Raw genomic sequence first — 26,815 nt, forward strand, 5'->3', positions numbered from 1 at the left:
GTGAGAGAAGGGCCAAGACTGGCGCACTCTGCTTTCTCTCACTTCTCACTCCTCTCTACTCACTTCGCGTTCAAAGCCAGTCGCGCGGCTTCAGGTAAGCGGCCAGTTCCGCCTCGGCGGAGCCGGCTTCCGGCTCGTACGCGTATTCGAAGCGCACGCGCGGCGGCAGGCTCATCAGGATGGATTCGGTACGTCCGCCGGACTGCAGGCCGAACAGCGTGCCGCGGTCATAGACCAGATTGAATTCCACGTAGCGGCCGCGCCGGTACAGCTGGAACTCGCGCTCGCGCTCACCGTAGGGCGTATCCCGGCGGCGTTCGACGATCGGCAGATAGGCATCGAGGAAACCCTGGCCCACGGCCTGGGTGAAGCCGAGGCAGCGATCGAATCCGCCCTCGTTGAGGTCGTCGTAGAACAGACCGCCGACGCCGCGTGTCTCGTTGCGGTGCTTCAGGTAGAAATACTCATCGCACCACTTCTTGTAGCGCGGATAGACATCGGCGCCGTACGGTTCGCACAGATCGCGCGCCACCTGATGCCAATGGCGTACATCTTCCTCGTGCGGATAGAACGGGGTCAGGTCGAAACCGCCGCCGAACCACCAGACCGGCTCCACGCCTTCCTTGCTGGCTTCGAAGTAACGCACGTTGGCGTGCGTGGTGGGCACGTGCGGGTTCTTCGGATGCAGCACCAGCGACACGCCGGTGGCGATGAAGCTGCCGCCGACCAGTTCGGGTCGATGCGCCGTCGCGCTGGGTGGCAGCTTGTGGCCGGACACGCGCGAGAAATTCACCCCGGCCTGTTCGAACACCGCGCCATCGCGCAGCACGCGGGTGCGTCCGCCGCCGCCTTCGGCGCGGGTCCAGGCATCCTCCTCGAATCGGGCTGTTCCATCGATCCGTTCGATCGCCGTGCAGATGCGATCCTGCAGTTCGCGCAGGAAGGTTTCGGCACGATCGGCTTGCTCGCTGCTCATCACGGGACCCGTTGCTGGAAGGCGGCCAGCTTAACAAGTGCGGCGGAAACCGGCGCTGCGACGCGACGTCGCGGCGGCATGCGCTGGATCATGGCGCGCGGGAAACCCGCCCGCTCAACTCAGGCGCTCGATCATCCGCTGGTTGCCGGTGAGTCTGGCCCAACGCGCGCCGATGTCGATCCACATCAGGTAGCTGGCCTCGATCAGGATCAGCCCCAGATAGCGCGGTCGCAACGACAACCCGGCCTCGGCGGCAATCGGCTGGCCGTCGAAACCCAGCCGCCTGGCCAGCATCGCGCAGCGCGCCAGATGGTATCGACTGGTCACCAGGGCCACCGGTGGCAAGTCGCCCGCCACCGCATCGATCCGCAACAGCCGGCGCGCGTGGCGCAGGTTTTCCAGCGAGTCCACCGAATCCTGCTCCAGCTCCATGCGTACCTCGCCCGCCAGCCCATGCTGCAGCAGCCACGATCGTCCGGCGGTCGCTTCGCTTTGGTGCCCGCCGCTGTAGCCGCCCAGCAACATCAGGTGATCGGTTTGCCGCTGCTCGACCAGGCTCAGCGCCCGACGCAGGCGTTGCTGGTAGTCCGGTCCCGGCGCATTGCGCACCAGCTGGCGACCGAATACCAGCACGATCATCCGTCGCGGTGGCCGCAGCGGGCTGCCCGCGGCCACCCGGCACACGTGGATCAGGTAGGCCAGCCAGACCAGCCCCGCGCTCAACACCAGTGCCAATGCCGTCACCAGCGCCGCCCGCTGCACGTCGTGATCGCGCAGATAGCGCAGGGGACTTCGCGTTGTGGGCGGGTCTGCTTGCACGACATGCCAGCATGGACGGGAAACAAGGAAGTTTACGGCGCACACGCTGTTCGCGACACCTTCATGCGTCCGCCATCACTCTTCCGCTCGCGCGATCACAGGCTAGGCATTCCGCCGGGCCGACGTTAGGCTTTCGAAGATGCCCATCAAGATGACTCCCCTCGCCGTCACGGCACATACCGCCACGTCGGCCCTGGGCAACGGCCTGGCCGCCCAGCTTGCCGCGCTGGATGGCGCGCTCAGCGGATTGCGTCCGAACGACATCAGCAGCGCGCCGCTGGCCTGCTGGATTGGTCGCGTGGCCGGCGTGGAAGACGTGCAGCTGCCGGCCGAGCTGCAAGCCTGGGATTGCCGCAACAACCGGCTGGCCTGGCTCGGCTTGAACCAGGACGGTTTCCTGTCCAGGGTCGACGCCGCCCGCACCCGCTACGGTGCCGCACGCGTGGCCTTGCTGCTGGGCACCTCGACCGCCAGCATCGGTGCCACCGAGGAGGCCTATCGCGAACTCGATGACGATGGCGGCTTTCGCGATGAACACCTGCGCCCCTCGCTGCACACGCCCCATTCACTGGCCGCCTTCGTGGCCGCGGCGTTGCGACTGGACGGTCCATGTCTGACCGTTTCCACCGCCTGCTCCTCCAGCGCCAAGGTGTTCGCCAATGCCGAGCGAATGATCCGGCTGGGCCTGGTGGACGCGGCCGTGGTCGGTGGCGTGGACAGCCTGTGCGACAGCGTGCTGTTCGGCTTCAACGCGCTCGAACTCATTTCGGGCGAACCCTGTCGGCCGTTCGACGCCGCGCGCAACGGCATCTCGATCGGCGAGGCCGCCGGCTTCGCCCTGCTTGAGCGCGCCGAGGTGGCACCTGACGCACTGCAGCTGCTGGGCTACGGCGAAGCCAGTGACGCCCATCACATGTCCACACCGCACCCGCAGGGCCTCGGCGCCGAGCTGGCGCTGAACGATGCACTGGCGCGCGCCGGGCTCGCCGCAGCCCAGGTCGATTACATCAACCTGCACGGCACCGCCAGCCAGAAGAATGATGAAGTGGAAGCCGGCCTGGTCTCCCGCGCCTTTCCGGCGCGGACCCGGGCCAGCTCGACCAAGGGCTACACCGGCCATACGCTCGGCGCCGCCGGAATCATCGAGGCCACCATCGCGATGCAGGCCATCGAACACGGCCTGATTCCGGGCAACCTCGGCGGCGACACGCCGGACCCGATCTGCGGCGCGCAGTTCGCTTGGAACAACGAGCGCCAGCGCGTCGACGTGGCGCTCAGCAATTCGTTCGGCTTCGGCGGCAACAATGCCTGCCTGGCGTTCGCCCGGGCGGGGTTTGCCGCATGAGTACGCTGGACGTCTACGTTGACGGAGTCGGGCTGTGGTCGCCGCAGCTGGCCGACTTCGAAAGCTTGCGCCGCGTGCTCGACGGCCAGTCACCGGAACCGCCAGCGCGTCGCCCGGCGGCGGTCGTGCTGCCCGCCAACGAACGCCGGCGCGCACCGGAAAGCGTCCTGCTGGCGGCGGAAGTGGCCGGCCAGGCGATCTCGATGAGCGGCCAGGATGCAGCCACAGTCGCGTGCGTGTTCGCGTCGTCGCACGGCGACCAGGCGATCACCGACTACATGTGCGCCACCCTGGCCGAGGTTCCGACCGAGTTGTCACCGATCCGCTTCCACAACTCGGTACACAATGCCGCAGTGGGCTACTGGACGATTGCCACCGGCTGCCATGCACCGTCCACCGCCATCGCCGCACAACGCGCCAGCTTTGGCGCCGGGCTGCTTGAAGCGGCCAGCCAGGCGTGCAGCGAGCAGCGTCCGGTGCTGCTGGTATGCAGCGACTTCACCGGCGCCGGTCCGCTGCTCGAAGTCACGGCTTGCACGCAGGCATTTGGTTGCGCGTTGCTGCTGGCGCCAACGCGCAGCGCAGCCAGCGTGGCCCGACTGCGCCTGACGCTGACAAACGCGCGCCCATCCAGCACACTCAACCCACCGCTGGCCGGCTGGCGCGAATCGAACCCTTCCGCCGCGGCGCTGCCGTTGCTGGTACAACTGGTGCAGGGTCACGGCCGTTGTCAGGTGGAAGCGGCTCCGCAGCTGGGGCTGCAGATCGACATGGAGAGCGTCGCTTGAATACCGTCACGCCACGCTGGTGCGTGTTGATCCCCTGCCTCAACGAGGAGGCGGCGATCCGTTCGGTGCTCGAATCCGTGCTCGCCCTCGGTGCGCCCGTCATCGTCATCGATGACGGCTCGGACGACCGCACACCGGAAATCGTCGGATCCATGCCGGTCACGCTGCTGCGTCACGACCAGCGTCGCGGCAAGGGCGAAGCATTGCGGCGCGGCTTTCGCGAGGCGATGGAACTTGGCTACGACGCCGTGTTGACCATGGATGGCGACGGCCAGCATCTGGCCGCCGACATACCGCGCATTGCCGCCGCCGCGACGAAGTACCCGGAACACATCGTGATCGGCGCGCGCATGCTGGACAAGGAACAACAGCCGCCCAGCCGCCGCCGCGCGAACGCGGTGGCCGACTGGGGTATTTCCTGGGCCTGCGCCCAGCCGGTGGCCGACACGCAAAGCGGCCAGCGCTGGTACCCACGCGCCGCACTCGAACTGGTCGACTTGCAGGCGGAGAACTTCGTGTTCGAGGCCGCGATACTGATCGCCGCCTCGCGCGAGAAGAAACTGGGCGTGGTCTCGGTGCCGATTGCCTCGCGCTACCACGGCAGTTTCCGGCCCAGCCATCTGAAACCCGTGCGGGATGTCACCCGCATCACCACCTACACGATCGGTCGCATCGTTCATTACGGCAAGGTGGTGGCCAGCTACCGCCGCTCGCGTGCCCTGCCCATTCTTTTCAAAGGCGACGCGACACACTGAGATTTGCCCACACGGAGCATGTCGCATGAGCGGGACCAAGCATGAAGCAGTGATTCTCGGTGGTGGCCTGGCTGGTCTCTGCCTGGCGTTGCAACTGCGTGGCGAGTTCCCCGAGATGGACATCGTGGTGCTTGAGCGCAACCACCATCCGCTGCCCGCCGCGGCGCACAAGGTTGGCGAGTCCTCGGTGGAGATCAGCGCGCACTATTTCGGCCATACCTTGGGCCTGCGCGACCACCTGGAGAATGCGCAGATCCGGAAGTTCGGCTTCCGCTTCTTCTTCTCCGAGGGTCGCAGCGACCTGGCCGAGGTAACCGAGCTGGGCGTGCGCGAGGTGCTGCCCACGCCCAGTTACCAGATCGATCGCGGCATCTTCGAGACGTTCCTCGGCGAAGAAGCACGCCGGCGCGGCATCGACTTCCGCGATGGCGTGCGCGTATCCGGTTTCACCTTGGGCACGCACGGTGCGATGCACAGCGTGCGCTGCACCGATGCCGACGGCAGCGAGCACACGCTGGAGACGCGCTGGCTGCTCGATGCCGCCGGCCGCGCCGGGATGATCCGGCGCAAGCTCGACCTCACCCGCGACAATGGCCACCACGCCCATGCCGTGTGGTTCCGGCTGGACGATCGCCTCCGCATCGACGGCTGGTGCGATGACGCCGAATGGCAGGCCCGCTGCAACCCGCCGGAACGGTGGCGTTCGACCAATCACCTGTGTGGTCCCGGCTACTGGGTCTGGCTGATTCCGCTGGCTTCGGGCGCGCACTCGGTCGGCATCGTGGTGGATGCCGCAATGCATCCGATCGATACCTTGAACACGTTTGAACGCGCCCTGGCCTGGTTGACCGAACACCAGCCGGCGCTGGCCAGCGAGGTGGCGAAGCGGCAGCACAAGCTGCTCGATTTCGCGTTCTTCCGCGACTACTCCTACAGCAGCGCGCGCATGTTCAGCGCCGATCGCTGGGCGCTCACGGGTGAGGCCGGCGCGTTCCTCGACCCGTTCTATTCACCGGGCAGCGACTTCATCGCGATCAGCAACACCTACATCACCGAACTGATCCGGCACGATCGGGCCGGCGAGTCGCTGGCGCCCTATGTCCGTCTCTACGAACGACTGTTCTTCTCGTTCTACGAAAGCACGCTGGCGCTCTACCGGCATCAGTATCCGCTGATGGGCAACGCCGAGGTCTTGCCGATCAAGGTGATCTGGGATTACGCGTATTACTGGGGCGTGCTGTGCCAGCTGGTGTTCCAGCAACGCCTGGCCGATGCGGCGCTGTTCGCCGAACTGGGGCCGGAGCTGGAAGCCGCCCGCGCACTCAACGAACGCATGCAGGCCTTCTTCCTTCGCTGGCATGCGTGCTCGCGGGGTCGCAATCCGCGCGCCATGCTCGATCAGGGTGATCTGCCGTGGTTCGCCACCATGAACGCCAGCCTGCACGACACACTCGATGACGCCGGCGTGCGTGCGCGCCTGCGTGACAACGTGGCGCTGCTGCAGGGACTGGCGGTGACCATCGTCGAGCGCGCAGCGACGGATGGTGGCGATTCGCTGCGCGAGAGCATGGCCGATCTGGTCAGCACCCACGAATCACCGCGGTTGTTCGAGGCGGCCTGAGCGCAAGGCACGACGCAGCAGAGGCACCGGCGTGCGCCGATATCGAACCGTCCGGGCCACGGCTGTTGAAGCCAGTGACCCGGACGCGTGACCTAGTTCAGGTCGCCGAGCATGCCGTCCTTGCCGGGCTGGGCGAGCCAACCGGCAATGTCTTCGCCCAGTGCCTTCACGGTGCGTCCGAGCACCGAACAATTGCCCTTGAAACCACCAAACGCACCGCCCATCGAGTTGCGCCGGGCGAGGAAATTGCCGACCTCGGCACCGTTCTGATAGAGCTTGCCCTTCACCGTGGTATGCGTGTGATGGCCGATGAACGCATTGCCGTCAGCGACCGAGTCGGTGATCTCCAGTACCAGCGAGCGGCCGTTGGAGCCCGGGGTCGCCTGCGCAACCTGCGCGACCGCCACACCCTTTTCCTGACCGTACTCCTTGATGAATCCGGACAGCTTTTCCCCCAATTGGCATTCGCGCTTGACTGCCCCCGCAATCACCGCGTCCTGCGCGAAAGGCACCACCGCCGGTACATTCACCGGGGCCGTGCTGTCCGCCGCATGAGCAACCGATACGACGCCGCACAACAAGGCGGCCGCAACAAAAATCATCTGACGCATGAAACATCCTCCGTGATGGAGCCCCCATGACTCCGTTCGCGAATTATGCCTGTTACGCCTCGCGACGACGAAGCTGCCCGCACCCTGGTTCCGCAACAACCCCGGGCGTGTCGCGAGCCGGACTGCGGGATGCTGTCGGTCCATGGTTGACGTTGTGCCGGAAAAGCCGCGAAGGCACCCTGGCGATGATCGGGCACAAGGGAGACACCGGGGAACCGTACCGAAAGTCTGGCCGCGGGGTTTTCAAATGCGGCGCCACCTGCGTGCGTTCAACCCGGATGACGAAATGACAGTGCGGCAGGCCTGCAGCGGCTGCGTCCCTATCCCATGCCGCCGTTGACGCCGATCACCTGACCATTGATGTAGCCCGCCGCATCGGAGCACAGGAAAGCCACCAGCGCGGCAACTTCTTCCGGCTTGCCGGCGCGTTGCGCGGGCACCACCTCGCGGATACGCTCGGGAGGAAACGCCGCGTCGGCCATGCGCCCTTCGATCACGCCGGGCGCCACCACGTTGACGGTGATCCCGCGCGAAGCCATCTCGCGCGCCAGCGACTTGCTGGCACCGTGCAGTGCGGCCTTGGCCGCCGCGTAGTTGGTCTGGCCGCGGTTGCCCAGCTGCGCCGCCACCGAACTCAGCGACACGATGCGGCCGAAGCGCTGCCGTGCCATCGGCAGCAGCAGCGGCTGGGTGACGTGGAAGAAGCCGTGCAGCGACACGTCGATGACCCGATGCCACTGTTCGTCGCTCATGCCGGCCATCGGCGCATCATCGTGAATACCGGCGTTGTTGATCACGGCGTGGATCGACCCCTCCGTCAGCAAGGTGTCGAGCGCGGCGCGGGTCACTTCGGCGTCGGCAACATCGAAGGCCAGCGCCTGCGCGCTGCCGCCATCCGCATTGATTGCTGCGGCGGTTTCCTCGGCGCGGGTCAGGCTGTGATGGCCATGCACGATCACGTGCCAGCCCGCGGCCGCCAGGGCATGGCAGATCGCACCGCCGAGTTCGCCGCTGCCCCCGGTGACCAGGGCACGGCGCCGCTTGCTTGTTTCGGACATGGGAACCCTCGCTCCGGATCAACGAACAGGATGGATCACCGCGGCGCGACCGCTGGCCAGCAACTGGTCGCGATGCTCGACGCGAAAGGCGTATTGCGCGCCGCCATCATCGGCATAAAGGCACTCGCCGTACACATCCAGCGCACCATCAAGCTGATCAACGTATTCGGCGAACAGCTGCACGTCGCGCAGGCTGACCAGCATGCCTGGTCGCACCTGCCCGTCGCCGCGCGCGCGCGCCAGCAGCGCGCCATGCACGGCCATCGCCTGGGCGCCGTATTCGGCCAGATGCACGGCATGCAGACCGTTGTCGCCGCGCAGCGGATTGTCAGTGCGAGCGTGACCCGCACTCTGCGCGTGGATGGTGCGCTCGTCCCACGCGCACACCACGTCGAGCAGGCACATCGTGCCCGCGTGCGGAATCAGATGGGCCCAGTCAGTCTTCGGAAGCATGCGGAGCCATCAGGATCGACAGACAGAAATGGAACGCCACGCCCAGGCTCACGGTGAGGCCGATCGCGCGCAGCACCGGAATGGTCGCCCACGCCAGCATGCCGAACACCAGCAAGGCGGACAGCACGCAAACGATGGTGGCGTGCAGGGTGCGCCGCTGCTCGGCCGGGTCGCCCGTGTCGCGCTCGAAGAACAGTGCGTAGTGCAGACCCAGACCCCCGGCGAGAATCAATGCGACCAGATGGAACAGCGAGATCTCGATGCCCATCACGCGCTCGACCGCCAGCACCAGGAAGGTGGCCAGCGTCATCGGCGCCAGCACGTGCCAGGCGCGACGCACGCTGCGCAGCGCGAAACTGATCGTCAGCACCAGCAGCAAACTGGCCGCCAGCAAGGCCTGCAGGATGCGCGTGCGGTAGTCGGCCACCAGCGATTCGGAGGCCGCCTTCAAGTCCAGCAGCCGCACCATCCCGCCGGTGTCCGCACCCAACGCCTGCAGCGCCGCCACATCATGCACGCCGCTGACCGTGCCCAGACCCAGCCAGTGGCCGTCGCGCTTCACCAACATCGCACTCAGCCGCTGGCCCAGCGGTGTTTGCGCATAGCGTTCGGGAGTCAGTGGCGGCAGCGTGCGGGCGGTTTCCACGTCGTCGACAAACGGCTGAAACAGGTCGGCGCGGAATGGCAGCCCCTGCAGTGCCTGATCCAACGCGTGCTGCAAGGTCACCCCATCGGGCAGCTTCTGCTGGCGTTCGCGTTGCACGGCGACGCTGGGCAGGTAACGCGAGGGCAGTTCCAGCGCGTCGACCGCATGTTTCGCCACCAGCGCATCGACCTGCGGCTGCAGTTTTTCCGACAGGGCCAGCACGCCCTGCTCGGTCGGCGCCTGCAGCACCAGCAGGTAGCGTACGTCCGGTGCGCCGAGCGCTTCGCGCAGTCGCGCATCGTGCAACAGCATGTCTTGCGGCAGCGGAGTCAGCGCGGCCAGGTTGTTCTGCCAGAACGGACCGCGGGCGAGCGCCAGCATCGCCACGATCGCCACCGCCACCACCAGCGGAATCCAGCGTGGTCGCGGCAGGCGATCGACGAAGCGCCGTGCACGCGCCAGCCAGACCATGTCGGCCACGTCACGCACCCGGCGCGGCAGCAAGTGCGGCAGCAGGTAGCGCGTGCTGAAACCGGCCACCAGCAGGCCGACGATGGTGAACACCGCCAGTTGCTTGAGCCCATTCACGCCCGACGCATAGAACGCCAGATAGGCGATGCACGCCGAGGCAATCGCGGTCAGCAGCAGCGGCCACAGCGCGCGCACGCTCTGCACCGCGTCTTCACCGGCGCGACGATGACTGAGCACACGGATCGGATACTCCTGCGCCACGCCAAGCAGAGTGAAACCGAATGCCAGGGTGATGCCGTGGACTTCGGGAAAGGCCAGCGTCAACGCGGCAATGCCGGCCAGCGCCGCGCTGGCGATCGGCAAGGCGCCCAGCAGCAGCGAGCTGAAACTTCGATAGGCCAGCAGCAGCAACGCGATGAAACCCACGGTGGAGATGCGCCCGATCCAGTCGGCCTGGTTGCGCGTCTGCGCGCCCACCACCACGCTGAAATAACCCGGGCCACTCAGGTCGAGCGTTGCCGCAGCGCTGCCCGGCAGCGCCGCGAAAGCCTGGCGGATGCCGTCGATCGATTGCTCCTGCGCACCCGGATCGAAGCCGGCGGCCACCGTCTGCACCAGCAGCAATGCCTCGTTCTGCGGCGAGAACCACACGCCCTCACGCACCTCCGGCGATTTCGCCGGCGCCCACAACTGGGCCAGTTTCAGCACTTCCAGCGTGGGGTCACGTGGCAGCAGGCCTTTCAACAGGCTGGCCGCGGGCGAGGACAGGTCATCCAGCCGCTGTTGCAGCTGATCGGCGAGATACGCCTCATCCAGCGGCTGCGTGTCCAACGTCGGTGACAGCAGGAACCGGTACGGCAGCAGGCCGGGATCGAGCGCGCCGAGATCGAAACTGCCGTTGATCACCTGGCTGTAGCGCGGATCCTTCTGCAGCGCCGCAGCCAGGCCCTGGCTGAGACCGGTCAGCGCCGCATCGCGCTGGTCAGCGGGTAGCGAAGCGCACGGCGTGGCCGCCGTGGGCGTGTGCGCGGCTGGTGTGGGGCAACGGGCGCTGATCGCCAGCAGCAGCAAGCGCGAACCGGGGCCTTCACCGACCTGCTCCATCAGCAGGCGCTGGTCGGGCGTGGTCGGCGCGGGCATGAAACTGCGCAAGTCGGTGCTGATCTTCAGCCGCTGCGCCACCATCCAGCCAAGCCCGGCCAGCGCCAGCAACCAGAGTACCAGCAGGGTCGCTCGGCCACCCCGACGCATGCTCAGGGCGCGCCCTGGCACAGTGCCTGCAGCGCCTCGCGAGTCGGCTCGGCGGGCATCTTCGTGGCCAGCGAACCGAGCAGGTCGACCGCGAGATCGCCGTCGGCCTCCTGCATGTGCATGCAGCGCGATTCCTTGCCGACACCGTCGATGCGGATGCTCGCCACCGTCTTCGCCACCCGCGCATCGCGCGGCACCAGGGTCAGCGTCCAGGCGCCATCAGCGTTGCCGCTCTGGCTGATTTGAAAGGACTGCTGCAGGCGCGCCGCGTCGCCGCTGAGCAGGGCCACGAAACTGTCCAGCAGCACCTGCAACTGGGGTGCACGCTTCAGCGAAAAATGCCGTGCACTTTTGCCTTCGCGCTGCTGGGTCACCTCGCCATCGGCGATCGTGGCGGTCTCGCGCTGCGGCTGGTCCACGCGCCGCTGCAGCTGATCGCCGCCCAGCCAGGACAGCTGTCCGGACACTACCAGCGGCTTGTCCAACACCTGCATGAAGCGGGCCTCGGCAAACGCCGTGCGCGCGGGCGCGGGTTGACCGAGCGCGGCAATCAGCGTCTGCGCGGAGGAAGACGCCGGCGCAGGTGCTGACTCAGACGCCGACGTGCTCGCGCACAGGGTCAGCAACAGGCTCGGCAGGAGGAGGTGCGTCTTGCCAGAAATCATAGAAATTGAACCAGTTGTAGGGAGCAAGGCGGATGTAGTGCTCCAGCCGTTTAGCGTAGCGGGCGATCAGCGCATCGAGCGCCGGCCCCCGATCATGCCGCGGGATCTCCACCCGTTCGCTGAACGGCTCGAACACCAGCCGATAGCGGTTACCGCCCAGATACAGCCCGAAACAAAGTACCACCGGCACCTGCAGGGTATGCGCCAGCAACCACGGACTCACCGGAAACGGTGCCGACGAGCCGAGGAACTCGGTGCGACGCAGTACCTCGTGGCCACGACCACGATCGGCCAGCATCGCCACCAGTGCACCGTTCTGGCAGGCCTCGGCCATCGCCAGCGCGATGCTGGTGCCATCCTGCGCCGCGTCGATCACGCACTTGCCCACTTCCGGCGCCAGCTCTTCCAGCAGCTCGGTCATGGCCGGCGTCTTCTGCTTGTCCAGCACCACCCGCAACGGCATGTCGGGACGACGCGCACCCACAGCGCGCAGCGCTTCGAAGCTGCCCTGGTGCGAGCCGAACAGCAGCACGCCCTTGCCGCGATCGAAGCGCTCGTCGAGCAGTTCAAGCCCCTGGGTCTCGATCTCGAACGGCTTCTCGCCGTGCGCGAGCAGGAAAATCCGGTCCATGATCGTGGCAGCGAAACAGTGGATATGTTTCAGCACCTGCCAGGCCGACACCGGAGCGCCCAGCACGCGCTCCAGATACTGCTTCGACGCCAGCCGCTCGGGCCCGCGGCGCACATAGAAATACAAGGTGATCGGATACAGGCACAGTCGCCCGATGCGGCGACCGCCGTACAGTGCAATCGTGCGGATCAACCAGATCGCGAAACGGCCACCGCCCTCGGGCCGGCTCTGCCAGTGTTCTTCGGTACTCATGTCGCTCCCTCGACCATGCCGCGAGCCAGCAATTGTCCCTCGCGACGGATCTCGAAACGGGCCCGCGATCCTTCAGGAGCGGCCCCGGTCAAACACAGCATGGCCGTTTCGTCCGGCAACAGCGGTGCCACGAATTTTGCCTCAAGCAACCGGGTAATCCGCTGTCCGCGCCAATGTCGCAATGCCTGCGCCACATGGTCGAGCAGGATCACGCCGGGAACCAGCGGGTGTCCGGGAAAGTGTCCCGGCAAGGCCGGGTGTCCGGCCTCGATACGAATGACTTGCTCGAAGCGGTCAGTCACGACGGCATCACCGGCTTGCCGCGCACCAGCTGCGGCCAGTGCAGCGCCAACTGCATCATCATCTGGTGCAGGCCGGGGTGGCTGAGGTGACGCAGACGCCAGCGCCGATAGGCGTACTCCAGCAGAAACGCCACGCCCAGCAACACGTAACAACCCAGATGCAGCCACGCCGCCGCCCAGCGCTCCGGCACGTACACCGGCGGGGCGATTCCGAAACGGGGCAGCAAGCCGCTGTGGTCCGCGCAAAGCAGCAGGAACGTGAGCAGCAATGCCTGCGCGCCAAGCAACACGGCCCAGAACCAGGTGACCTGGCGCGCATAGGCCGTCACGCCCGGTTGCTGCAGCCGCTCGGCGCCCTCGATGGCCATGATGAAGCGTTCCACCAACGGCTCGGCGGTCGCCAGGCTGCGCCCGAACCAGATCGCCAGCAGGGCATTGACGAGGATCGGCACCGTTTCCAGCAGCAACCCTGCGAAACCACCCACCCAGACCAGCCCCAAGCCCACCAGCACGGCACACCACACCAGCCATGCCAGCCCGCGACGCGCGAAAAGTTGCGGCAGCAGCACCACCGTCAGCAGCAATGCCAACGCCAGCACGGCAAAAATCTGTCGATGACTGACCGCCCCGGCGATCGCCAGCACCGGATACACCGGCAACAGATACAGGGCGTAACGCCGCCCGTGACCAGGCATTGGAGATGATGCCGTCATGCCAGGTTCCGCGTGGGCTCCATCGAAAGCGCTACCGTGCCACCACCGCGGGAAAACAGCGTGATGACGCGCCACCGTGCGCAAGCGCGCTCACCTGCGTAACTCAGCGGGCGCGATGCTGCTCGACGTGGTCGGTCAGGCTGCGCAAGCTGGTGAAGATCTGCCGGTTCTCCGGGTTGTCCGAACGCAGCTGGAAGCCGTAGTGCTTGGACACGGCCAGCGCGATTTCCAGCGCGTCGATCGAATCCAGCCCAAGTTCGCCACCGAAAAGCGGGGCATCGGGTTCGATCTGGTCCGCCGTGACGGACTCGAGATTCAGGCATTCCACCACCAGGGTGGCCAATTCGTGCTGTGCTGCGGTCTGCTCTGCCATGCTCGATTCCGTACGATGAATTCATTGCCTCCCCCCGGTGGCAGTGGGCGCGGAGTGTAACATAGCGCCCTTGTCGTCCCCGGTTGTCGAGAATGGTTCAGGGAAGTGAAAACCCGCAAATTGACTCGCTGGTGCGCCGCGCGCCACGGGTTTCCTATCGCATGGCTTCGGCGGCATCCGTGCTCGCCGAGCCCGGCATGCTGGCCGTGTTCGGCTTTGGCGATGACGCGCCACGCCATGACGACCCGCGCTATCTGCAGGTACCACTGGATGCGATCGACAGCCCGGTTCCGCTGGAGCTGTGGCAGGTTGACGGTCCGGTAACCAGCGGCCAGCAGGACGCGCTGCACTGGTCGGCGGGTGATGGCTGGCTATTCGTCTCGATCGAACTGGATGAGCGCGAACACGGCGGCGCCGCGGCCACCGCCGAACTGGCCTACCAGCGACTGCACCAATGGGTGGCGTCGCGGCCGGAACAGCATGTACTGCGGGTGTGGAACTATCTTGGCGCGATCAACCGCGGTGAAGGCGACGCCGAGCGCTACAAGCATTTCTGCGATGGCCGCGCCAGCGGCATGGGCGACTTCTTCGCCGAGGGTTTTCCGGCCGCCACCGCGATTGGCCATCTCGGCGATGCGAACCGGCTGCAGATCTACCTGCTCGCCTGTGATCAGCCTGGCCAGCGGGTGGAAAACCCGCGCCAGGTCAGCGCATGGCGCTATCCGCGCCAGTACGGCCGGACCCCGCCCAGCTTCGCTCGCGCGATGAGCATGCCGGCGAATGACGCGCTGGCCATTTCCGGCACCGCGGCCGTGGTCGGCCATGCCTCGGCGCATCAGGACGACCTGGATGCCCAGCTTGCCGAAACCATGGTCAATCTCGATGCCTTGCTGGCCAACGCCGGCATGAACAGCGGCTTCGACAGTCACTCACCGCTGAAAGCGTACGTGCGCCACGCCGCCGACGCGTCACGCGTGCGCCAGTTCATCGAGACACGGTTGCCGGGCGTGCCGGTGCTCTTGCTGCACGGTGACATCTGCCGCAGCGAACTGCTGTTCGAGATCGACGGCTGGCGCTACGCCTAGGAGGGGCAACACGGAATGGCGCAGGAAGTGGCTTGGCGCTGCTTCTTGTCGTGTTCCACTCCGCGCGGCTCAACTCACGGCTGCTTCACCGGCCGCTTCCAGCCCTCGAACGTCTGCTGCTTGCCGCGCGCCAGGGTGAGCTCGCCGTTCGGTGCATCGTGGGTGATCACCGAGCCGGCCCCAATCGTGGCTTGCGCGCCGATGCTCACGGGGGCGACCAGCGAACTGTTCGAGCCGATGAATGCGCCATCGCCGATACGGGTCAGGTGCTTGTTCACGCCGTCGTAGTTGCAGGTGATCGTGCCGGCACCGATGTTCACGCCACGGCCCACCTCAGTGTCACCCAGATAGGTCAGGTGATTGGCCTTGCTGCCTTGGCCGAGATGCGCTTTCTTGGTCTCCACGAAGTTGCCCACGTGCACGCCGTCATCCAGCTCGGTGCCGGGGCGCAGCCGCGCGAACGGGCCGATCGTGCATGCGCCGTGGGTGACCACGCCCTCGAGGTCGCAGTGAGACTGCACCACCGTGCCCGCCGCCAGCTGCACGTTTCGCAGCCGGGTGAACGCGCCAATGCGCACGTCATCGCCCAGCACCACGTTCCCTTCGAGAATCACGTCGATGTCCAGCTCGACATCGCATCCGGTGGTCACACCCCCACGGACGTCGATGCGCAGCGGGTCCGCCAGTCGCACGCCGCCGGCCAGCAGCGCCTGTGCGGCGCGATGGCGAAAAGCCGCCTCCAGATCGCTCAGCTGCTGGGGATTGTTGGCCCCCGCAGCCTCGACCGGATCGGCGCATTCCACGCTGAGCGCGGGACGGTTCTCCTCGGCAGCCATGCGGAAGATGTCGGTAAGGTAGAACTCGCCCTGCGCGTTGTTGCGATCGAGCCGGCCGATCCAGGCACGCAACATCCGGGCGTCAGCAACCAGAATGCCGGTATTGACCAGATTCACCGCGCGCTGGGTGTCGTCGGCATCCTTCTCCTCGACCACCGCCCGCACGTGGCCGTTGCCATCGCACAGCACGCGGCCGTAGCCGCGCGGTTCGCCCAGGCGCATGGTGAGCAGGCTGAAGCCGCCCTCGGCGGCCACCAGATGCTGCAGCGTCTCGACCCGGGTCATCGGCACGTCGCCGTACAGCACCAGCACGCGCGCCTCGTCCGGCACCCCGACCAGGGCCTGCTCCACCGCGTGGCCCGTGCCCAGCCGCTCCGCCTGCAGCACCCAGCGCAGATCCGGCTGGTCGGCAAATGCCGCCTGCACCTGTTCACCGCAATGGCCGTAGACGACGTGCAACGCGGCCGGATCCAGCGCGCGACCCGCGGCGATGACGTGGGCCAGCAATGGCCGTCCAGCCAGCGGCATCAGCACCTTGGGGCGATTCGACTTCATCCGGGTACCGGCCCCGGCGGCAAGAATGACGATGTGAAGAGGAGCGTGGTTCATGAGTGTCGGCCTTGACGTGTTTCAATCAAAAAGCATAGCAGTCGATTCGGCGCTGCTGCAGGCGAATGTGGTTCAAGGCGTACCGGCGGCGGCCGAAACCATGGGCTTGCCACCATGGCATGCAAAACGGAACACGTAAGTGAGGCTGAACGGGCGGGTTTCGCTGTCCACCACGTGAGTGTTGCCATCGGCATCGGCAGCCCAGTGATTGATCTGCAATGGATTGAAGCGCCACTGTTTCGCCGCCACGCGGATCGCTTCGATGAATGCCTGCCGAGCGCTGTCCGCCTGTGCTTCGCCGGCGACACGAATTTCTCCCACCGCGCCCTGCCCATCGATGATCAACAACGCCGGAATCTCTTCCGGCGGCGGGCAGCTTGCCAGCAGGTTGGCCGGATACACCGGGCTGACACGCTGGAACGGCGTACCGCCGCTGGAGATCTCGCCCATCGCCAGTTGGTAGCGCACCGTGCCCGGTGACGATTCGATGCGCCAGGAAGCGTCGCCGGTCGCAGGCGGCGGGGGCGCGAGCTTCGATGTGACGCACCCGCCAAGCATCAGTGAGGCGATCAGGACGCCGCCGCGCAAAACCCCTGCCGATCCGCTCATGCGCGTCCCTGTGCCGGAAAGTTCCATCGTGCCGAGACAAAGACGCCGGCACAAGGCCGGCGTTTTGCGATACCCGGACAGCTCCGGAATCTCAGTGCTTGAGGGTCTTGCGCAGCCGCTCCAGCGCCTGCAGCTGGGTCATCGCCTCGGCCAGCTTGACCTGGGCTTCGGCAATCTCCATCGCATCAGTGCGATTGGCCAACGCGTCCTCGGCTTCCTTCTTCGCCTGCTGCGCGGAGGCCTCGTCCAGATCGGAGGCACGAGCGGCGGTGTCTGCCAGCACGGTGACCACCTGCGGCTGCACTTCCAGAATGCCGCCGGAAACCCAGAACTGCTGGCGCTCGCCACCGTCCAGCAGCACGTCGACGTGACCGGGCTTGAGGCGGGTGATCAGCGGTGCGTGACGCGGCGTGATGCCGAGCTCACCCAGCTCGCCGGTGGCAACAACCATCGTCGCGTCGCCGGAGAAAATCTCGGCTTCGGCACTGACGATGTCGACGCGAATGGTGTGGGTCATTTCATGGTCTCGCTTTGCACGACGGGAACGGGGAAAGGGGAACAGGGAACGGATGGATCAAGAGCGCGGCGAGACGGCAGCCTTTTGCTTTTGTTCCGTGTTCCCTGACCCCTGTTCCCGCTTTCAGAATCAGGCCGCCTTCTTGGCGCCCATCTCTTCGGCTTTCTTGATCGCTTCGTCAATCGTGCCGACCATGTAGAACGCCTGCTCCGGCAGGTGGTCCACGTCGCCGTCGATGATCATCTTGAAGCCGCGGATGGTTTCCTTCAGCGGCACGTACTTGCCCGGCGAGCCGGTGAACACTTCGGCCACGTGGAACGGCTGCGAGAAGAAGCGCTCGATCTTGCGCGCGCGGGTCACCGACTGCTTGTCTTCTTCGCTCAACTCGTCCATGCCGAGGATCGCGATGATGTCCTTCAGTTCCTTGTAGCGCTGCAAGGTGCCCTGCACGCGGCGGGCCACGTTGTAGTGCTCTTCGCCGATCACCAGCGGATCAAGCTGGCGGCTGGTCGAAGCCAGCGGATCCACCGCCGGGTAGATACCCAGGCTGGCGATGTCGCGCGACAACGCCACGGTCGAATCCAGATGCACGAAGGTGGTCGCCGGCGACGGATCGGTGTAGTCATCCGCGGGCACGTAGACGGCCTGGATCGAGGTGATCGAGCCGGTCTTGGTCGAGGTGATGCGTTCCTGCAGCACACCCATTTCCTCGGCCAGCGTCGGCTGGTAACCCACGGCCGACGGCATGCGGCCCAGCAGTGCGGACACTTCGGTACCGGCCAGCGTGTAGCGGTAGATGTTGTCGACAAAGAACAGCACGTCACGACCCTTGCCGTGCTCGTCCTTCTCGTCACGGAAGTACTCGGCCATGGTCAGACCGGTCAGCGCCACGCGCAGGCGGTTGCCCGGCGGCTCGTTCATCTGGCCGTAGACCATGGCGACCTTGTCCAGGACGTTGGAGTCTTTCATCTCGTGGTAGAAGTCGTTGCCCTCGCGGGTACGCTCGCCCACGCCGGCGAACACCGACAGGCCTTCGTGCGCCTTGGCGATGTTGTTGATCAATTCCATCATGTTGACGGTCTTGCCGACGCCGGCGCCGCCGAACAGGCCGACTTTGCCGCCCTTGGCGAACGGGCAGACCAGGTCGATGACCTTGATGCCGGTTTCCAGCAAGTCAGTCGCGGCAGCCTGCTCGTCATAGCTGGGCGCTTCGCGATGGATGACCCACTGATCCTTCTCGCCGATCGGGCCGGCTTCGTCGATCGGGTTGCCGAGCACGTCCATGATGCGGCCGAGCGTCTGCTTGCCGACCGGCACCTTGATGCCTTCGCCGGTGTTGCGCGCCTGCAAGCCGCGCTTCAGACCTTCGGTGGAACCGAGCGCGATCGCACGCACGATGCCGTCGCCGAGCTGCTGCTGAACTTCCAGCGTGATCTCGGTGCCGTCGATTTTCAGTGCGTCATACACCTGCGGCACCTGGTCGCGCGGAAATTCCACGTCGACGACCGCGCCGATGATCTGAACAACTTTGCCCTGGCTCATGCTGATAGCTCCGGATGTAACTTTCTAGGTTTCGTTGCGGCGCCGCTTCGCGTCGCCAAGATTTTTTCAAGAACAGCCGCGGTTACACCGCAGCTGCTCCGCCCACGATTTCGGAAATTTCCTGGGTGATCGCAGCCTGACGGGCCTTGTTGTAGACCAGCGTCAACTCACCGATCACCTTGTTCGCGTTGTCCGACGCGCTCTTCATCGCCACCATCCGGGCGGCATGTTCGCTCGCCAGATTCTCCAGCGCGGCCTGATACACCACCGACTCGATGTAGCGACCCAGCACGTGCTCCAGCACGGCCTGCGCGTCGGGCTCGTAGATGTAATCCCAGTCGTGACTCGACTCCAGCTTCACGCCAGCGTAAGCGGACTCGCCAGCCGCCTGATGCGCTTCCATTTCCGACGCCACCAGCGGCAGCGGCAACAGCGCATCGATGGTCGGCTTCTGCGTCATGGTGTTGACGAAGTCGTTGTAGGCCAGGAACACGCGATCCAGTCCGTTGGACGTATAGGCGTCCATCATCACCTTGATCACGCCGACCAGCTGCTCCAGCTTGGGCTTCTCGCCCAGGTGGCTGACGCTGCCGATAAGGTTGACGCCCTTGATCCGGCGGAAGAAGGAGATCGCCTTCTGGCCCACGGCCACCACATCGACCTGCACGCCCTGCTTCTGCCACTCGGCGATCGCCGGCAGCAGGCGACGGAACAGGTTGGAGTTGAGGCCGCCGCACAAACCGCGATCGGTCGACACCACGATGAAACCGACCCGCGCGACGTTGTCACGCTGGGTCAGGAACGGATGGCTGAAGTCGGTGCTGGCCTGCGCCACATGCGCGATCACCTTGCGCATCGAGCGGGCATACGGGCGCGAGGCCTTCATCAGGTCCTGCGCACGACGGATCTTTGCCGCCGAGACCATTTCGAGCGCGCGCGTCACCTTGCGCATGTTCTGCGTGCTCTTGATCTTGGTTTTGATTTCGCGTCCGCTGGCCATGCTCTATCCGCTTGTTGTGCTTGATGACGGGAGCGGCAGGTACCCCCGCCGTTCCGATTCACCACTGTCCGGTGTTACCAGCTACCGGTTTTCTTGTACTCGTCCAGCGAAGCCTTGAAGGTGGCCTCGATGTCCTTGTCCCAGTTGCCGGTGTCGACGATCGTCTTCATCAGGTCAGCGTGGTTCTGGTGCATGAACGCGTGCAGGCCCTTTTCGAACGGCAGCACCTTGTTCACCGCCAGGTCGTCGAGGTAGCCCTTTTCAGCGGCATACACCGACAGCGCCAGTTCGGCGATCGACAGCGGTGCGTACTGACCCTGCTTCATCAGCTCGACCACGCGCTGACCACGATCCAGCTGGGCGCGGGTGGCCGGGTCCAGATCAGAGGCGAACTGCGCGAACGCCGCCAGCTCGCGGTACTGCGCCAGCGCCAGCTTCACGCCGCCGGACAGCTTCTTGACGATCTTGGTCTGGGCCGCACCACCGACACGCGACACCGAGATACCGGCGTTCACGGCCGGACGGATACCGGCGTTGAACAGGTCGGTTTCCAGGAAGATCTGACCGTCGGTGATCGAGATCACGTTGGTCGGCACGAACGCCGAAACGTCGCCGCCCTGGGTTTCGATGATCGGCAGCGCGGTCAACGAACCGGTCTTGCCCTTCACTTCACCGTTGGTGAACTTCTCGACGTATTCCTCGGACACGCGCGATGCACGCTCGAGCAGACGGCTGTGGAGATAGAACACGTCGCCCGGATACGCCTCACGGCCCGGCGGGCGCTTCAGCAGCAGCGAGATCTGGCGATACGCCACCGCCTGCTTGGAAAGATCGTCGTACACGATCAGCGCGTCTTCGCCGCGATCGCGGAAGAACTCGCCCATCGCGCAACCCGAATAAGGGGCGACGTACTGCAGTGCGGCCGACTCGGAAGCCGAGGCCACCACCACGATGGTGTGCGCCAGCGCGCCGTGCGCTTCCAGCTTGCGCACCACGTTGGCCACCGACGAGCGCTTCTGGCCGATGGCCACGTAGATGCACTTAACGCCCGAATTCTTCTGCGCGATGATCGCGTCGATCGCCAGCGCGGTCTTGCCGGTCTGGCGGTCGCCGATGATCAGCTCGCGCTGGCCACGACCGACCGGGATCATCGCGTCGACCGACTTGTAACCCGTCTGCAGCGGCTGGTCGACCGATTTGCGCCAGATCACGCCCGGTGCAACCTTCTCGACTTCGGCGCTGAGCTTGGCGTTGATCGGACCCTTGCCATCAATCGGATTGCCCAGCGCGTCGACGACGCGGCCGAGCAATTCGGGGCCAACGGGCACTTCGAGGATGCGGCCGGTGGTCTTGGCGGTATCGCCTTCGCGCAGGTGCTGGTATTCACCGAGCACCACCGCGCCGACCGAGTCGCGCTCCAGGTTCAGCGCCAGGGCAAATGCATTGCCCGGCAGCTCGATCATTTCGCCCTGCATCACGTCGGCCAGACCGTGGATGCGCACGATGCCGTCGGACACGCTGATGATCGTGCCTTCGTTACGCGCTTCGGCGCCGAGCTTGAACTGCTCGATGCGGCTCTTGATCAGTTCGCTGATCTCGGACGGATTCAGTGTGGTGCTGGACATGTTTGCCTATCCCGAATTGAATGCTTTTTTGAAGAGTCCGGCCTGGACGGCCGGTCTTGCTCTTCGCGAAATGGACCTCGCGTATAACCAAATCTTTCCGGCCCGGACGGCCGGTCTCTCTTCGCGAGATGGACTTCGCGTCTAACCCGATCTTTCCGGCCAGAGACGGCCGGTTTTACGCTTGGCGAAACGAACTTCGCTTGAAATTCAGTGCGCCAGGGCGCCGGCCAGCTGCGCCAGACGTCCGCGCGCCGAACCGTCGATCACTTCCGTGCCGGTATCGATCACCACGCCAGCCAGCAGCGAGGCATCGACCGTGGTTTCCAGTTCGATCTCGCGCTTGAAACGGCGCTTCAACGAAGCCTTGAGCTGCTCGGACTGCGCCGCATCCAAGGTCATTGCACTGGTCACCTTGACCAGCAACTGCGACTCGGATTCGCGCTTGAGCATCTCGAACAATTCGGCGACTTCCGGCAACAGCGCCAGACGACGTTGCTCGGCCATCTCGGTCAGGAACTGACCGAACGGCGCATCGACCGCCATGCCGGCCGGCAGATGCAACGCCACCAGCTGAGCCGGCAGCACCCGCGGATCGTTGCCGAGACCGGCCACGAGCGCATCGCCCGCCACCGCCGCAGCAAAGGCCAGCGACTGCGACCATGAATCCAGCGTGCCGGACGCATGGGCCACTTCAAACGCGGCGCGGGCGTAAGGACGGGCGAGAGTGATTGCCTGGGCCATGGATCAAAGACCTGCTGCGAGCTGGTCGAGCAAGGCCTTGTGCGTCGAGGCATCCACCTCGCGCTGCACGATCTTGCTGGCACCCTGCACCGCCAGCGCACCGACCTGCTCGCGCAGCTGGTCGCGCGCACGCTGAGCCATCGACGCGATGTCATCCTGCGCCGCTGCCTTCAGGCGATTGATCTCGCTGATCGCTTCAACACGGGCCTTGTCGATGATCTGATTGGCCGTCTGCTGAGCTTTGTCGATAATCTCCGAAGCCTGCACACGGGCCTGCTTGATCTCGCCAGCCACTTTCACGTCCGCGCTCTTCAGCTCGGCGTGGGCGCGCTCGGCGGCATTCAGCCCTTCGGCAATCTTGACCTGACGGTCTTCGATGGCCTTGTTGATGTGCGGCCAGATGAAGTGGACGCAGAACCAGATCAGGATGGCGAACGAAATCATTTCGCCAATCAAGGTCGCGTTGAAATTCATCGCTGCATTACCTGTAAATACGGGTTGAAACGGGCCCGGGTGTCACGACACCCGGGCCGAGCCGGCGACGCCGCAGCGTCGCCAAGAAGTGCTTACGCGCCCGCCAGCTTCGACAGCAGCGGGTTCGCCACGGCGAAGTACATCGCCAGCGCCACGCCGATCAGGAACGCGGCGTCGATCAGGCCGGCCAGCAGGAACATGCGGCCCTGCAGCAGCGGCACCAGCTCCGGCTGACGCGCAGCGGCTTCGAGGAACTTCGAACCCATGACGCCGATACCGATACAGGCACCAAGGGCGCCGAGGCCGATGATCAGGCCCAGTGCAATGGCGGTGAAGGACTGGACTTGAGCAATGTGAGCGATGAGTTCCACGACGGTCTCCTGAGAAATTCAAACTGGAATAGATAAAACGGTTGAAACAGATGATTCGAGAACGCCGATCAGTGGTGATCGTGCGCCATCGAGATGTACACAATCGTCAGCACCATGAAAATGAATGCCTGGATCGAGATGATCAGGATGTGGAAGATGCCCCACACCGTGTAGCCGATGATGCCTGCGCCATACAACGCCCAGCCCGCCACGCCGGCACCGGCGCTGAACAGGCCGGCGATCAGCATGAACACCAGCTCGCCCGCGTACATGTTGCCGAACAGTCGCATCGCCAGGCTGACCGGCTTGGAAGCGAGCTCGACGAGGTTGAGCAGAAAATTGGGAATCCACAGCAGCGGGTGCTTGCCGAACGGCGCGGTGAACAGCTCGCTCATGTAGCCCGCGGCGCCCTTGGCCTTGAAGCTGTAGAAGATGATCAGCACGAACACGGTCAGCGACATCGCGAACGTCATGTTGATGTCGGCGGTGGGCACGGCGCGGAAATGACCGATGCCGAACTTCTCGGTGATCCACGGCAGCAGATCGACCGGCAGCAGATCCATCGCGTTCATCAGGAACACCCAGACAAACACGGTCAGCGCCAACGGGCCCAGCACGCGACGGTCGCCATGGAACACGTCCTTGACCTGGCCATCGACGAACTCGAGGATGATCTCGACGAACGCCTGGCCCTTGCCCGGCACACCGGCCGTGGCCTTGCGCGCCTTCAACCAGAACCACGCGCAGAACAGCACGCCCAGCGCCAGCGACACGGTCATCGAGTCGATGTTGATAGGCACCGCCCAGAACCCGCCCTCGCTGACATGCGGCGTCAGGTGAGTGAGGTGATGCTGAATGTATTCGGTAAGACCGCCAGTCGGCTCGCTTGCCATGGATCAACCCTTGAATCTGAACGCCAGCAGATAAACCGCGTAAGCCGCCGCCAACCCCGTGATGGCGGCCAGCGGTGGCAACTTGAATTGAAACAGGATCACGATCAGCCCTCCAACGATCACGATCCATTTCAGGATCATCCCCGTCAGCAACCGGCCCAACGCCTGACCCGCACCCGACACGCCGCTGAAGAATCGCGCCGACATCAGCGCGGTACCCAGCGCCACCATCGTCGCGCCCGCAGCAGCCGAAACCGCTTCACGCGGCCCCAGTGCGAGAAACACGAGGCCAACCAGCACGGCCATCACCAACTGCAGCAGAACAATGCGCAGTGCGATGCGTCGACCAGAGGCAAGACTGTTGAGCAACGTAGCTTCTCCGCGCGGCCTGCACCAGGCGGCACCGAAACAGCTGCGGGCCACGATCCAATCCGCAAAAGTATAACAGTTGGAAACTCGCAGGGACAAGCCACAAAGCGGGTGGCATCGTGGCCGCGTTCGCGCTTAACGTCTTGAAATGTGAAGCGGTCACAGCCCGCAACACAAAAACTTGCGACGCCGCATGCAAACAGGGCCGGACATGAAGTCCGGCCCTGCTGCACCGCGCGAGTGCGCGATGATCCCGCCAGATTACTTGGCGGAAGCCTTCTTGGCGGCGACCGGCGCGGCAACCGCATCATTGGCAGCCTGACGCTGTTCCTGCACCAGCGCATTCACGGACTCGGCGGTCTTCTGCGTCACGGCGATCACTTCCTGCGACACGGCCACGGCGCGCTCGGCGTTCTCGCGGCTCAGGCTGCTGCCCTTTTCCCACAAGGTGCGCAGGCCGTCCATGTCACGGGTTTCCATCGCCTCGGCGACGAACTGAGCCGAAATCTGCGACTGCTCCTGAAGCGCCTTGAGCTGCAGCTCGGCGACCGTCTCCAGGCCCTTCAAGGCCAGCGACTGCGCCTTGAACGCGCTGTCGGTGAACTGCTTGGTGAAAGCGAAAATCTGGTTGTTGAACTGCTGAGTCATGGCTTTGTCCTCGTCGAGGATGGGGTAGTGGCATGCACTCTACCAACAACTTTTGTGCACTGCAATATATATTTCGCAAATGCCACCAGACCATTGCAGGAATATTCAGCAAAAACGGCCGCTTGTGGCCGTTTGAAGACGCCATGCGTCGCGTCAAAATCCGACGCTGCGGACAGCGGGGGCCAAGGGCATCGCGGTTACTCGCCTTCCTGCCCGGCCAGCAAGGCACCACCGCCGCCACACACCCACACGTGGCCAACCCGGAATCCCGGCAGACTTCGCGCCCCATCTTCCCGGCGCCAGGATGACCCGCACACATTCCTGACTTTGCTGACGCTTGCTTCGGATTGGGACTGGACTTGGACTTGGCGCGCACTTCAGGCGCCCCTCCCCCAAACCGTTCGCGCTGAGCGTAGTCCGCGCAGCAGGCGGAGTCGAAGCGCCGCCAACGCAGCTCGTGTCAGCACGCCCTGCACTTCGACCGTCCATCTCCGCTCAGGACGAACCACGCCTGGAACGAGCACCATTCATCCCTGATCGTCCCTTCAACGGAAGCGGGTAGCCGTAACGTCAACGGTCAACGTGACATCGAGCCCCGCACCGCCCTTGGGCCGGCGACAACCGCTTCGCCAAGACGACACCTCAGATCAGGCCACTTCCTGGCTGGCTGCAAACTGCCGCCCGAGGAACGCCGACACCTTCGCCGCACTCTGCCGGTTGATCGCCTCCAGCAGCTCCGGCGCAATTGACGTGCACCGATAGCGCCGCCGGATGTCCTCACCGATATGCAGCAGCAAGCGCGTGGAAACCTCCGCATCGGCCTCCGCGCGATGCGCCGCACCGCGCCAGGAAATGTTCAACGCCTGCGCCAGCCCGCCCAGCTTGTAACTGCCCTGCCCCGGCAACATCCGGCGCGCCAGCTTCAACGAACAGATCAGCCCGCGATACCGCGGCGACAAACCCAACCGCGCACTCTCGGCCAGCAGGAACTTGGCATCGAAGCCCGCGTTGTGCGCCGCCAGCGCGTCATCGCCAATGAAATCCAGCAACTCCGGCACCACTTTCGCCACCGCCGGCGCGCCATCGACCATCCGCTGCGAGATACCCGTCAACCCCGTCACGAACGACGGAATACGCACCCCGCAATTGATCAACGTGACATAGCGATCGACCACCACGCCACCGACAACGCGCAGCGCTGCCACCTCGGTAATGCGGTCGCCCATCACCGGACTGAGGCCGGTGGTCTCGAAATCGAGCATCACGATAGGTTGGTCGAACAAGGCAGATCCCGTGCAAACGCGCGTTACTCAGCGCTCGCGAAACATGGTGGCTGTGCCGCGCATCCCGGCAACGGTCACCACCAGACAACCGCTCACGCGCCGCGGTAACGACACCCTGACGTACAGGTCTCATGCACCACCACCTCGGAAAGCAGCGGCAGCCCAGGCTTCAACCGATCCCAGATCCACACCGCCAACCGCTCGCTGGTCGGATTCTCCAGCCCCTCGATGTCATTAAGGTAGTGATGATCCAGCTGGTCATAGATCGGCTGAAACACCGACTTGACGTCACCGAAATCCATCACCCAACCCGACTCGGCGCCAATCTCGCCCGTCAGATGCAGTTCGACGCGGAACGAGTGCCCATGCAAGCGCGAGCACTTATGGCCTTCCGGCACGTTGGGAAGACGATGTGCGGCTTCGAGGGTGAAGGCTTTGAAGATATTCATCGACGGATTGTACAGCGGCCCGGAACATGAAATT

30 protein-coding genes are annotated in these 26,815 nt (G+C 65.0%); 5 read left to right on the forward strand and 25 right to left on the reverse strand.

The features are described 5' to 3' along the window. Window positions 1–70 precede the first annotated feature (70 nt). Together hemF and ACVWWQ_RS14810 are read right to left on the reverse strand one after the other, a co-directional pair. On the reverse strand, window positions 71–976 hold the full coding sequence (gene hemF, locus ACVWWQ_RS14805) for an oxygen-dependent coproporphyrinogen oxidase (protein ID WP_133951814.1): 906 nt from the start codon (window positions 974–976) through the stop codon (window positions 71–73). Window positions 977–1,090: 114 nt separating this feature from the next. Continuing rightward, on the reverse strand, window positions 1,091–1,795 hold the full coding sequence (locus ACVWWQ_RS14810; protein ID WP_099654471.1) for a YdcF family protein: 705 nt from the start codon (window positions 1,793–1,795) through the stop codon (window positions 1,091–1,093). Between the two features lie 151 nt (window positions 1,796–1,946). On the opposite strand from ACVWWQ_RS14810, the gene ACVWWQ_RS14815 reads away from it, so the two are divergent. Genes ACVWWQ_RS14815 through ACVWWQ_RS14830 form a run of 4 tightly spaced genes read left to right on the forward strand, consistent with a single transcriptional unit; the run spans window position 1,947 to window position 6,304 of the window. Then, complete coding sequence (locus ACVWWQ_RS14815; RefSeq protein WP_133951816.1) at window positions 1,947–3,140, forward strand: beta-ketoacyl-[acyl-carrier-protein] synthase family protein; 1,194 nt, start codon at window positions 1,947–1,949, stop codon at window positions 3,138–3,140. Next, on the forward strand, window positions 3,137–3,928 hold the full coding sequence (locus ACVWWQ_RS14820; protein WP_133951818.1) for a beta-ketoacyl synthase chain length factor: 792 nt from the start codon (window positions 3,137–3,139) through the stop codon (window positions 3,926–3,928). Before ACVWWQ_RS14815 ends, ACVWWQ_RS14820 begins: the two co-directional genes overlap by 4 nt. Beyond that, window positions 3,925–4,683 (forward strand): glycosyltransferase family 2 protein, encoded by a 759-nt coding sequence (locus ACVWWQ_RS14825; protein ID WP_099654473.1) that lies wholly within the window; start codon window positions 3,925–3,927, stop codon window positions 4,681–4,683. The genes ACVWWQ_RS14820 and ACVWWQ_RS14825 overlap by 4 nt, the downstream gene beginning before the upstream one ends. Window positions 4,684–4,708: 25 nt before the next feature. Continuing rightward, the gene (locus tag ACVWWQ_RS14830) at window positions 4,709–6,304 is read left to right on the forward strand and encodes a tryptophan 7-halogenase (protein ID WP_133951820.1); all 1,596 of its coding nucleotides are present in this window, start codon (window positions 4,709–4,711) and stop codon (window positions 6,302–6,304) included. 92 nt (window positions 6,305–6,396) lie between these two features. Here the strand turns inward: ACVWWQ_RS14830 and ACVWWQ_RS14835 are convergent, their stop codons facing one another. The 9 genes from ACVWWQ_RS14835 to ACVWWQ_RS14875 all read right to left on the reverse strand — a co-directional run bounded on the left by ACVWWQ_RS14835 (window position 6,397) and on the right by ACVWWQ_RS14875 (window position 13,730). Further along, complete coding sequence (locus ACVWWQ_RS14835; RefSeq protein ID WP_099654475.1) at window positions 6,397–6,915, reverse strand: hypothetical protein; 519 nt, start codon at window positions 6,913–6,915, stop codon at window positions 6,397–6,399. Window positions 6,916–7,235: 320 nt separating this feature from the next. Then, window positions 7,236–7,973 (reverse strand): 3-oxoacyl-ACP reductase FabG, encoded by a 738-nt coding sequence (gene fabG / locus ACVWWQ_RS14840; protein ID WP_133951822.1) that lies wholly within the window; start codon window positions 7,971–7,973, stop codon window positions 7,236–7,238. Between the two features lie 18 nt (window positions 7,974–7,991). Beyond that, entirely contained in the window at window positions 7,992–8,426 is a 435-nt protein-coding gene (locus ACVWWQ_RS14845) for a hotdog family protein (RefSeq protein WP_133951824.1), read from the reverse strand. Next, complete coding sequence (locus tag ACVWWQ_RS14850) at window positions 8,410–10,794, reverse strand: MMPL family transporter (protein WP_208321639.1); 2,385 nt, start codon at window positions 10,792–10,794, stop codon at window positions 8,410–8,412. The genes ACVWWQ_RS14845 and ACVWWQ_RS14850 overlap by 17 nt, the downstream gene beginning before the upstream one ends. 2 nt (window positions 10,795–10,796) lie before the next feature. Beyond that, window positions 10,797–11,420, reverse strand: a complete 624-nt coding sequence (locus tag ACVWWQ_RS14855; RefSeq protein WP_457383450.1) for a LolA-related protein — start codon at window positions 11,418–11,420, stop codon at window positions 10,797–10,799. Further along, the gene (locus tag ACVWWQ_RS14860) at window positions 11,386–12,342 is read right to left on the reverse strand and encodes an LpxL/LpxP family acyltransferase (protein ID WP_099654480.1); all 957 of its coding nucleotides are present in this window, start codon (window positions 12,340–12,342) and stop codon (window positions 11,386–11,388) included. Before ACVWWQ_RS14860 ends, ACVWWQ_RS14855 begins: the two co-directional genes overlap by 35 nt. Beyond that, entirely contained in the window at window positions 12,339–12,644 is a 306-nt protein-coding gene (locus tag ACVWWQ_RS14865) for a hotdog family protein (protein WP_133951832.1), read from the reverse strand. The genes ACVWWQ_RS14860 and ACVWWQ_RS14865 overlap by 4 nt, the downstream gene beginning before the upstream one ends. After that, entirely contained in the window at window positions 12,641–13,357 is a 717-nt protein-coding gene (locus tag ACVWWQ_RS14870; protein ID WP_133951834.1) for a COG4648 family protein, read from the reverse strand. Before ACVWWQ_RS14870 ends, ACVWWQ_RS14865 begins: the two co-directional genes overlap by 4 nt. A gap of 103 nt (window positions 13,358–13,460) precedes the next feature. Continuing rightward, window positions 13,461–13,730: a phosphopantetheine-binding protein gene (locus tag ACVWWQ_RS14875; protein ID WP_099654483.1), complete on the reverse strand. Its 270-nt coding sequence runs from the start codon at window positions 13,728–13,730 to the stop codon at window positions 13,461–13,463. Between the two features lie 92 nt (window positions 13,731–13,822). Between ACVWWQ_RS14875 and ACVWWQ_RS14880 the strand changes: the two genes are divergently transcribed. Further along, window positions 13,823–14,815 carry a chorismate transformation enzyme, FkbO/Hyg5 family gene (locus tag ACVWWQ_RS14880; RefSeq protein ID WP_133951836.1) on the forward strand — a complete coding sequence of 331 codons (993 nt, stop codon included), beginning with the start codon at window positions 13,823–13,825 and terminating at the stop codon, window positions 14,813–14,815. 74 nt (window positions 14,816–14,889) lie between these two features. Here ACVWWQ_RS14880 and glmU read toward each other — a convergent pair whose 3' ends face one another. The 14 genes from glmU to queD form a co-directional block, all read right to left on the reverse strand. Next, the gene (gene glmU / locus ACVWWQ_RS14885; RefSeq protein ID WP_133951838.1) at window positions 14,890–16,260 is read right to left on the reverse strand and encodes a bifunctional UDP-N-acetylglucosamine diphosphorylase/glucosamine-1-phosphate N-acetyltransferase GlmU; all 1,371 of its coding nucleotides are present in this window, start codon (window positions 16,258–16,260) and stop codon (window positions 14,890–14,892) included. 72 nt (window positions 16,261–16,332) lie between these two features. Continuing rightward, window positions 16,333–16,869, reverse strand: coding sequence for a hypothetical protein (locus ACVWWQ_RS14890; RefSeq protein WP_133951840.1), 537 nt, complete (start codon window positions 16,867–16,869; stop codon window positions 16,333–16,335). Between the two features lie 91 nt (window positions 16,870–16,960). After that, window positions 16,961–17,386 (reverse strand): F0F1 ATP synthase subunit epsilon, encoded by a 426-nt coding sequence (locus tag ACVWWQ_RS14895; RefSeq protein WP_099654490.1) that lies wholly within the window; start codon window positions 17,384–17,386, stop codon window positions 16,961–16,963. 129 nt (window positions 17,387–17,515) lie between these two features. Beyond that, window positions 17,516–18,928 carry a F0F1 ATP synthase subunit beta gene (atpD, locus tag ACVWWQ_RS14900; RefSeq protein ID WP_099654491.1) on the reverse strand — a complete coding sequence of 471 codons (1,413 nt, stop codon included), beginning with the start codon at window positions 18,926–18,928 and terminating at the stop codon, window positions 17,516–17,518. Window positions 18,929–19,010: 82 nt separating this feature from the next. Then, window positions 19,011–19,928, reverse strand: a complete 918-nt coding sequence (atpG, locus tag ACVWWQ_RS14905) for a F0F1 ATP synthase subunit gamma (protein WP_099654492.1) — start codon at window positions 19,926–19,928, stop codon at window positions 19,011–19,013. Between the two features lie 74 nt (window positions 19,929–20,002). After that, on the reverse strand, window positions 20,003–21,553 hold the full coding sequence (gene atpA / locus ACVWWQ_RS14910) for a F0F1 ATP synthase subunit alpha (protein WP_099654493.1): 1,551 nt from the start codon (window positions 21,551–21,553) through the stop codon (window positions 20,003–20,005). Between the two features lie 207 nt (window positions 21,554–21,760). Continuing rightward, complete coding sequence (locus ACVWWQ_RS14915) at window positions 21,761–22,294, reverse strand: F0F1 ATP synthase subunit delta (RefSeq protein WP_133951842.1); 534 nt, start codon at window positions 22,292–22,294, stop codon at window positions 21,761–21,763. Window positions 22,295–22,297: 3 nt separating this feature from the next. Beyond that, a complete protein-coding gene (locus ACVWWQ_RS14920; protein WP_133951844.1) occupies window positions 22,298–22,768 on the reverse strand; it encodes a F0F1 ATP synthase subunit B in 471 nt (156 codons plus the stop codon). 92 nt (window positions 22,769–22,860) lie between these two features. Continuing rightward, complete coding sequence (gene atpE, locus ACVWWQ_RS14925) at window positions 22,861–23,139, reverse strand: F0F1 ATP synthase subunit C (protein WP_077512805.1); 279 nt, start codon at window positions 23,137–23,139, stop codon at window positions 22,861–22,863. Window positions 23,140–23,207: 68 nt separating this feature from the next. Further along, window positions 23,208–24,032 (reverse strand): F0F1 ATP synthase subunit A, encoded by an 825-nt coding sequence (gene atpB / locus ACVWWQ_RS14930; RefSeq protein ID WP_099654496.1) that lies wholly within the window; start codon window positions 24,030–24,032, stop codon window positions 23,208–23,210. A 3-nt stretch (window positions 24,033–24,035) separates the two neighbouring features. Continuing rightward, window positions 24,036–24,338, reverse strand: coding sequence for a hypothetical protein (locus ACVWWQ_RS14935; RefSeq protein ID WP_457383451.1), 303 nt, complete (start codon window positions 24,336–24,338; stop codon window positions 24,036–24,038). Between the two features lie 324 nt (window positions 24,339–24,662). Continuing rightward, window positions 24,663–25,049 carry a phasin family protein gene (locus ACVWWQ_RS14940; protein WP_099654497.1) on the reverse strand — a complete coding sequence of 129 codons (387 nt, stop codon included), beginning with the start codon at window positions 25,047–25,049 and terminating at the stop codon, window positions 24,663–24,665. 647 nt (window positions 25,050–25,696) lie between these two features. Next, on the reverse strand, window positions 25,697–26,332 hold the full coding sequence (locus tag ACVWWQ_RS14945; RefSeq protein WP_133951846.1) for a 3'-5' exonuclease: 636 nt from the start codon (window positions 26,330–26,332) through the stop codon (window positions 25,697–25,699). Between the two features lie 92 nt (window positions 26,333–26,424). Further along, complete coding sequence (queD, locus tag ACVWWQ_RS14950) at window positions 26,425–26,781, reverse strand: 6-carboxytetrahydropterin synthase QueD (protein WP_133951848.1); 357 nt, start codon at window positions 26,779–26,781, stop codon at window positions 26,425–26,427. Window positions 26,782–26,815: the final 34 nt, after the last annotated feature.

The sequence above is a fragment of the Rhodanobacter sp. TND4EL1 genome, from assembly GCF_054061035.1.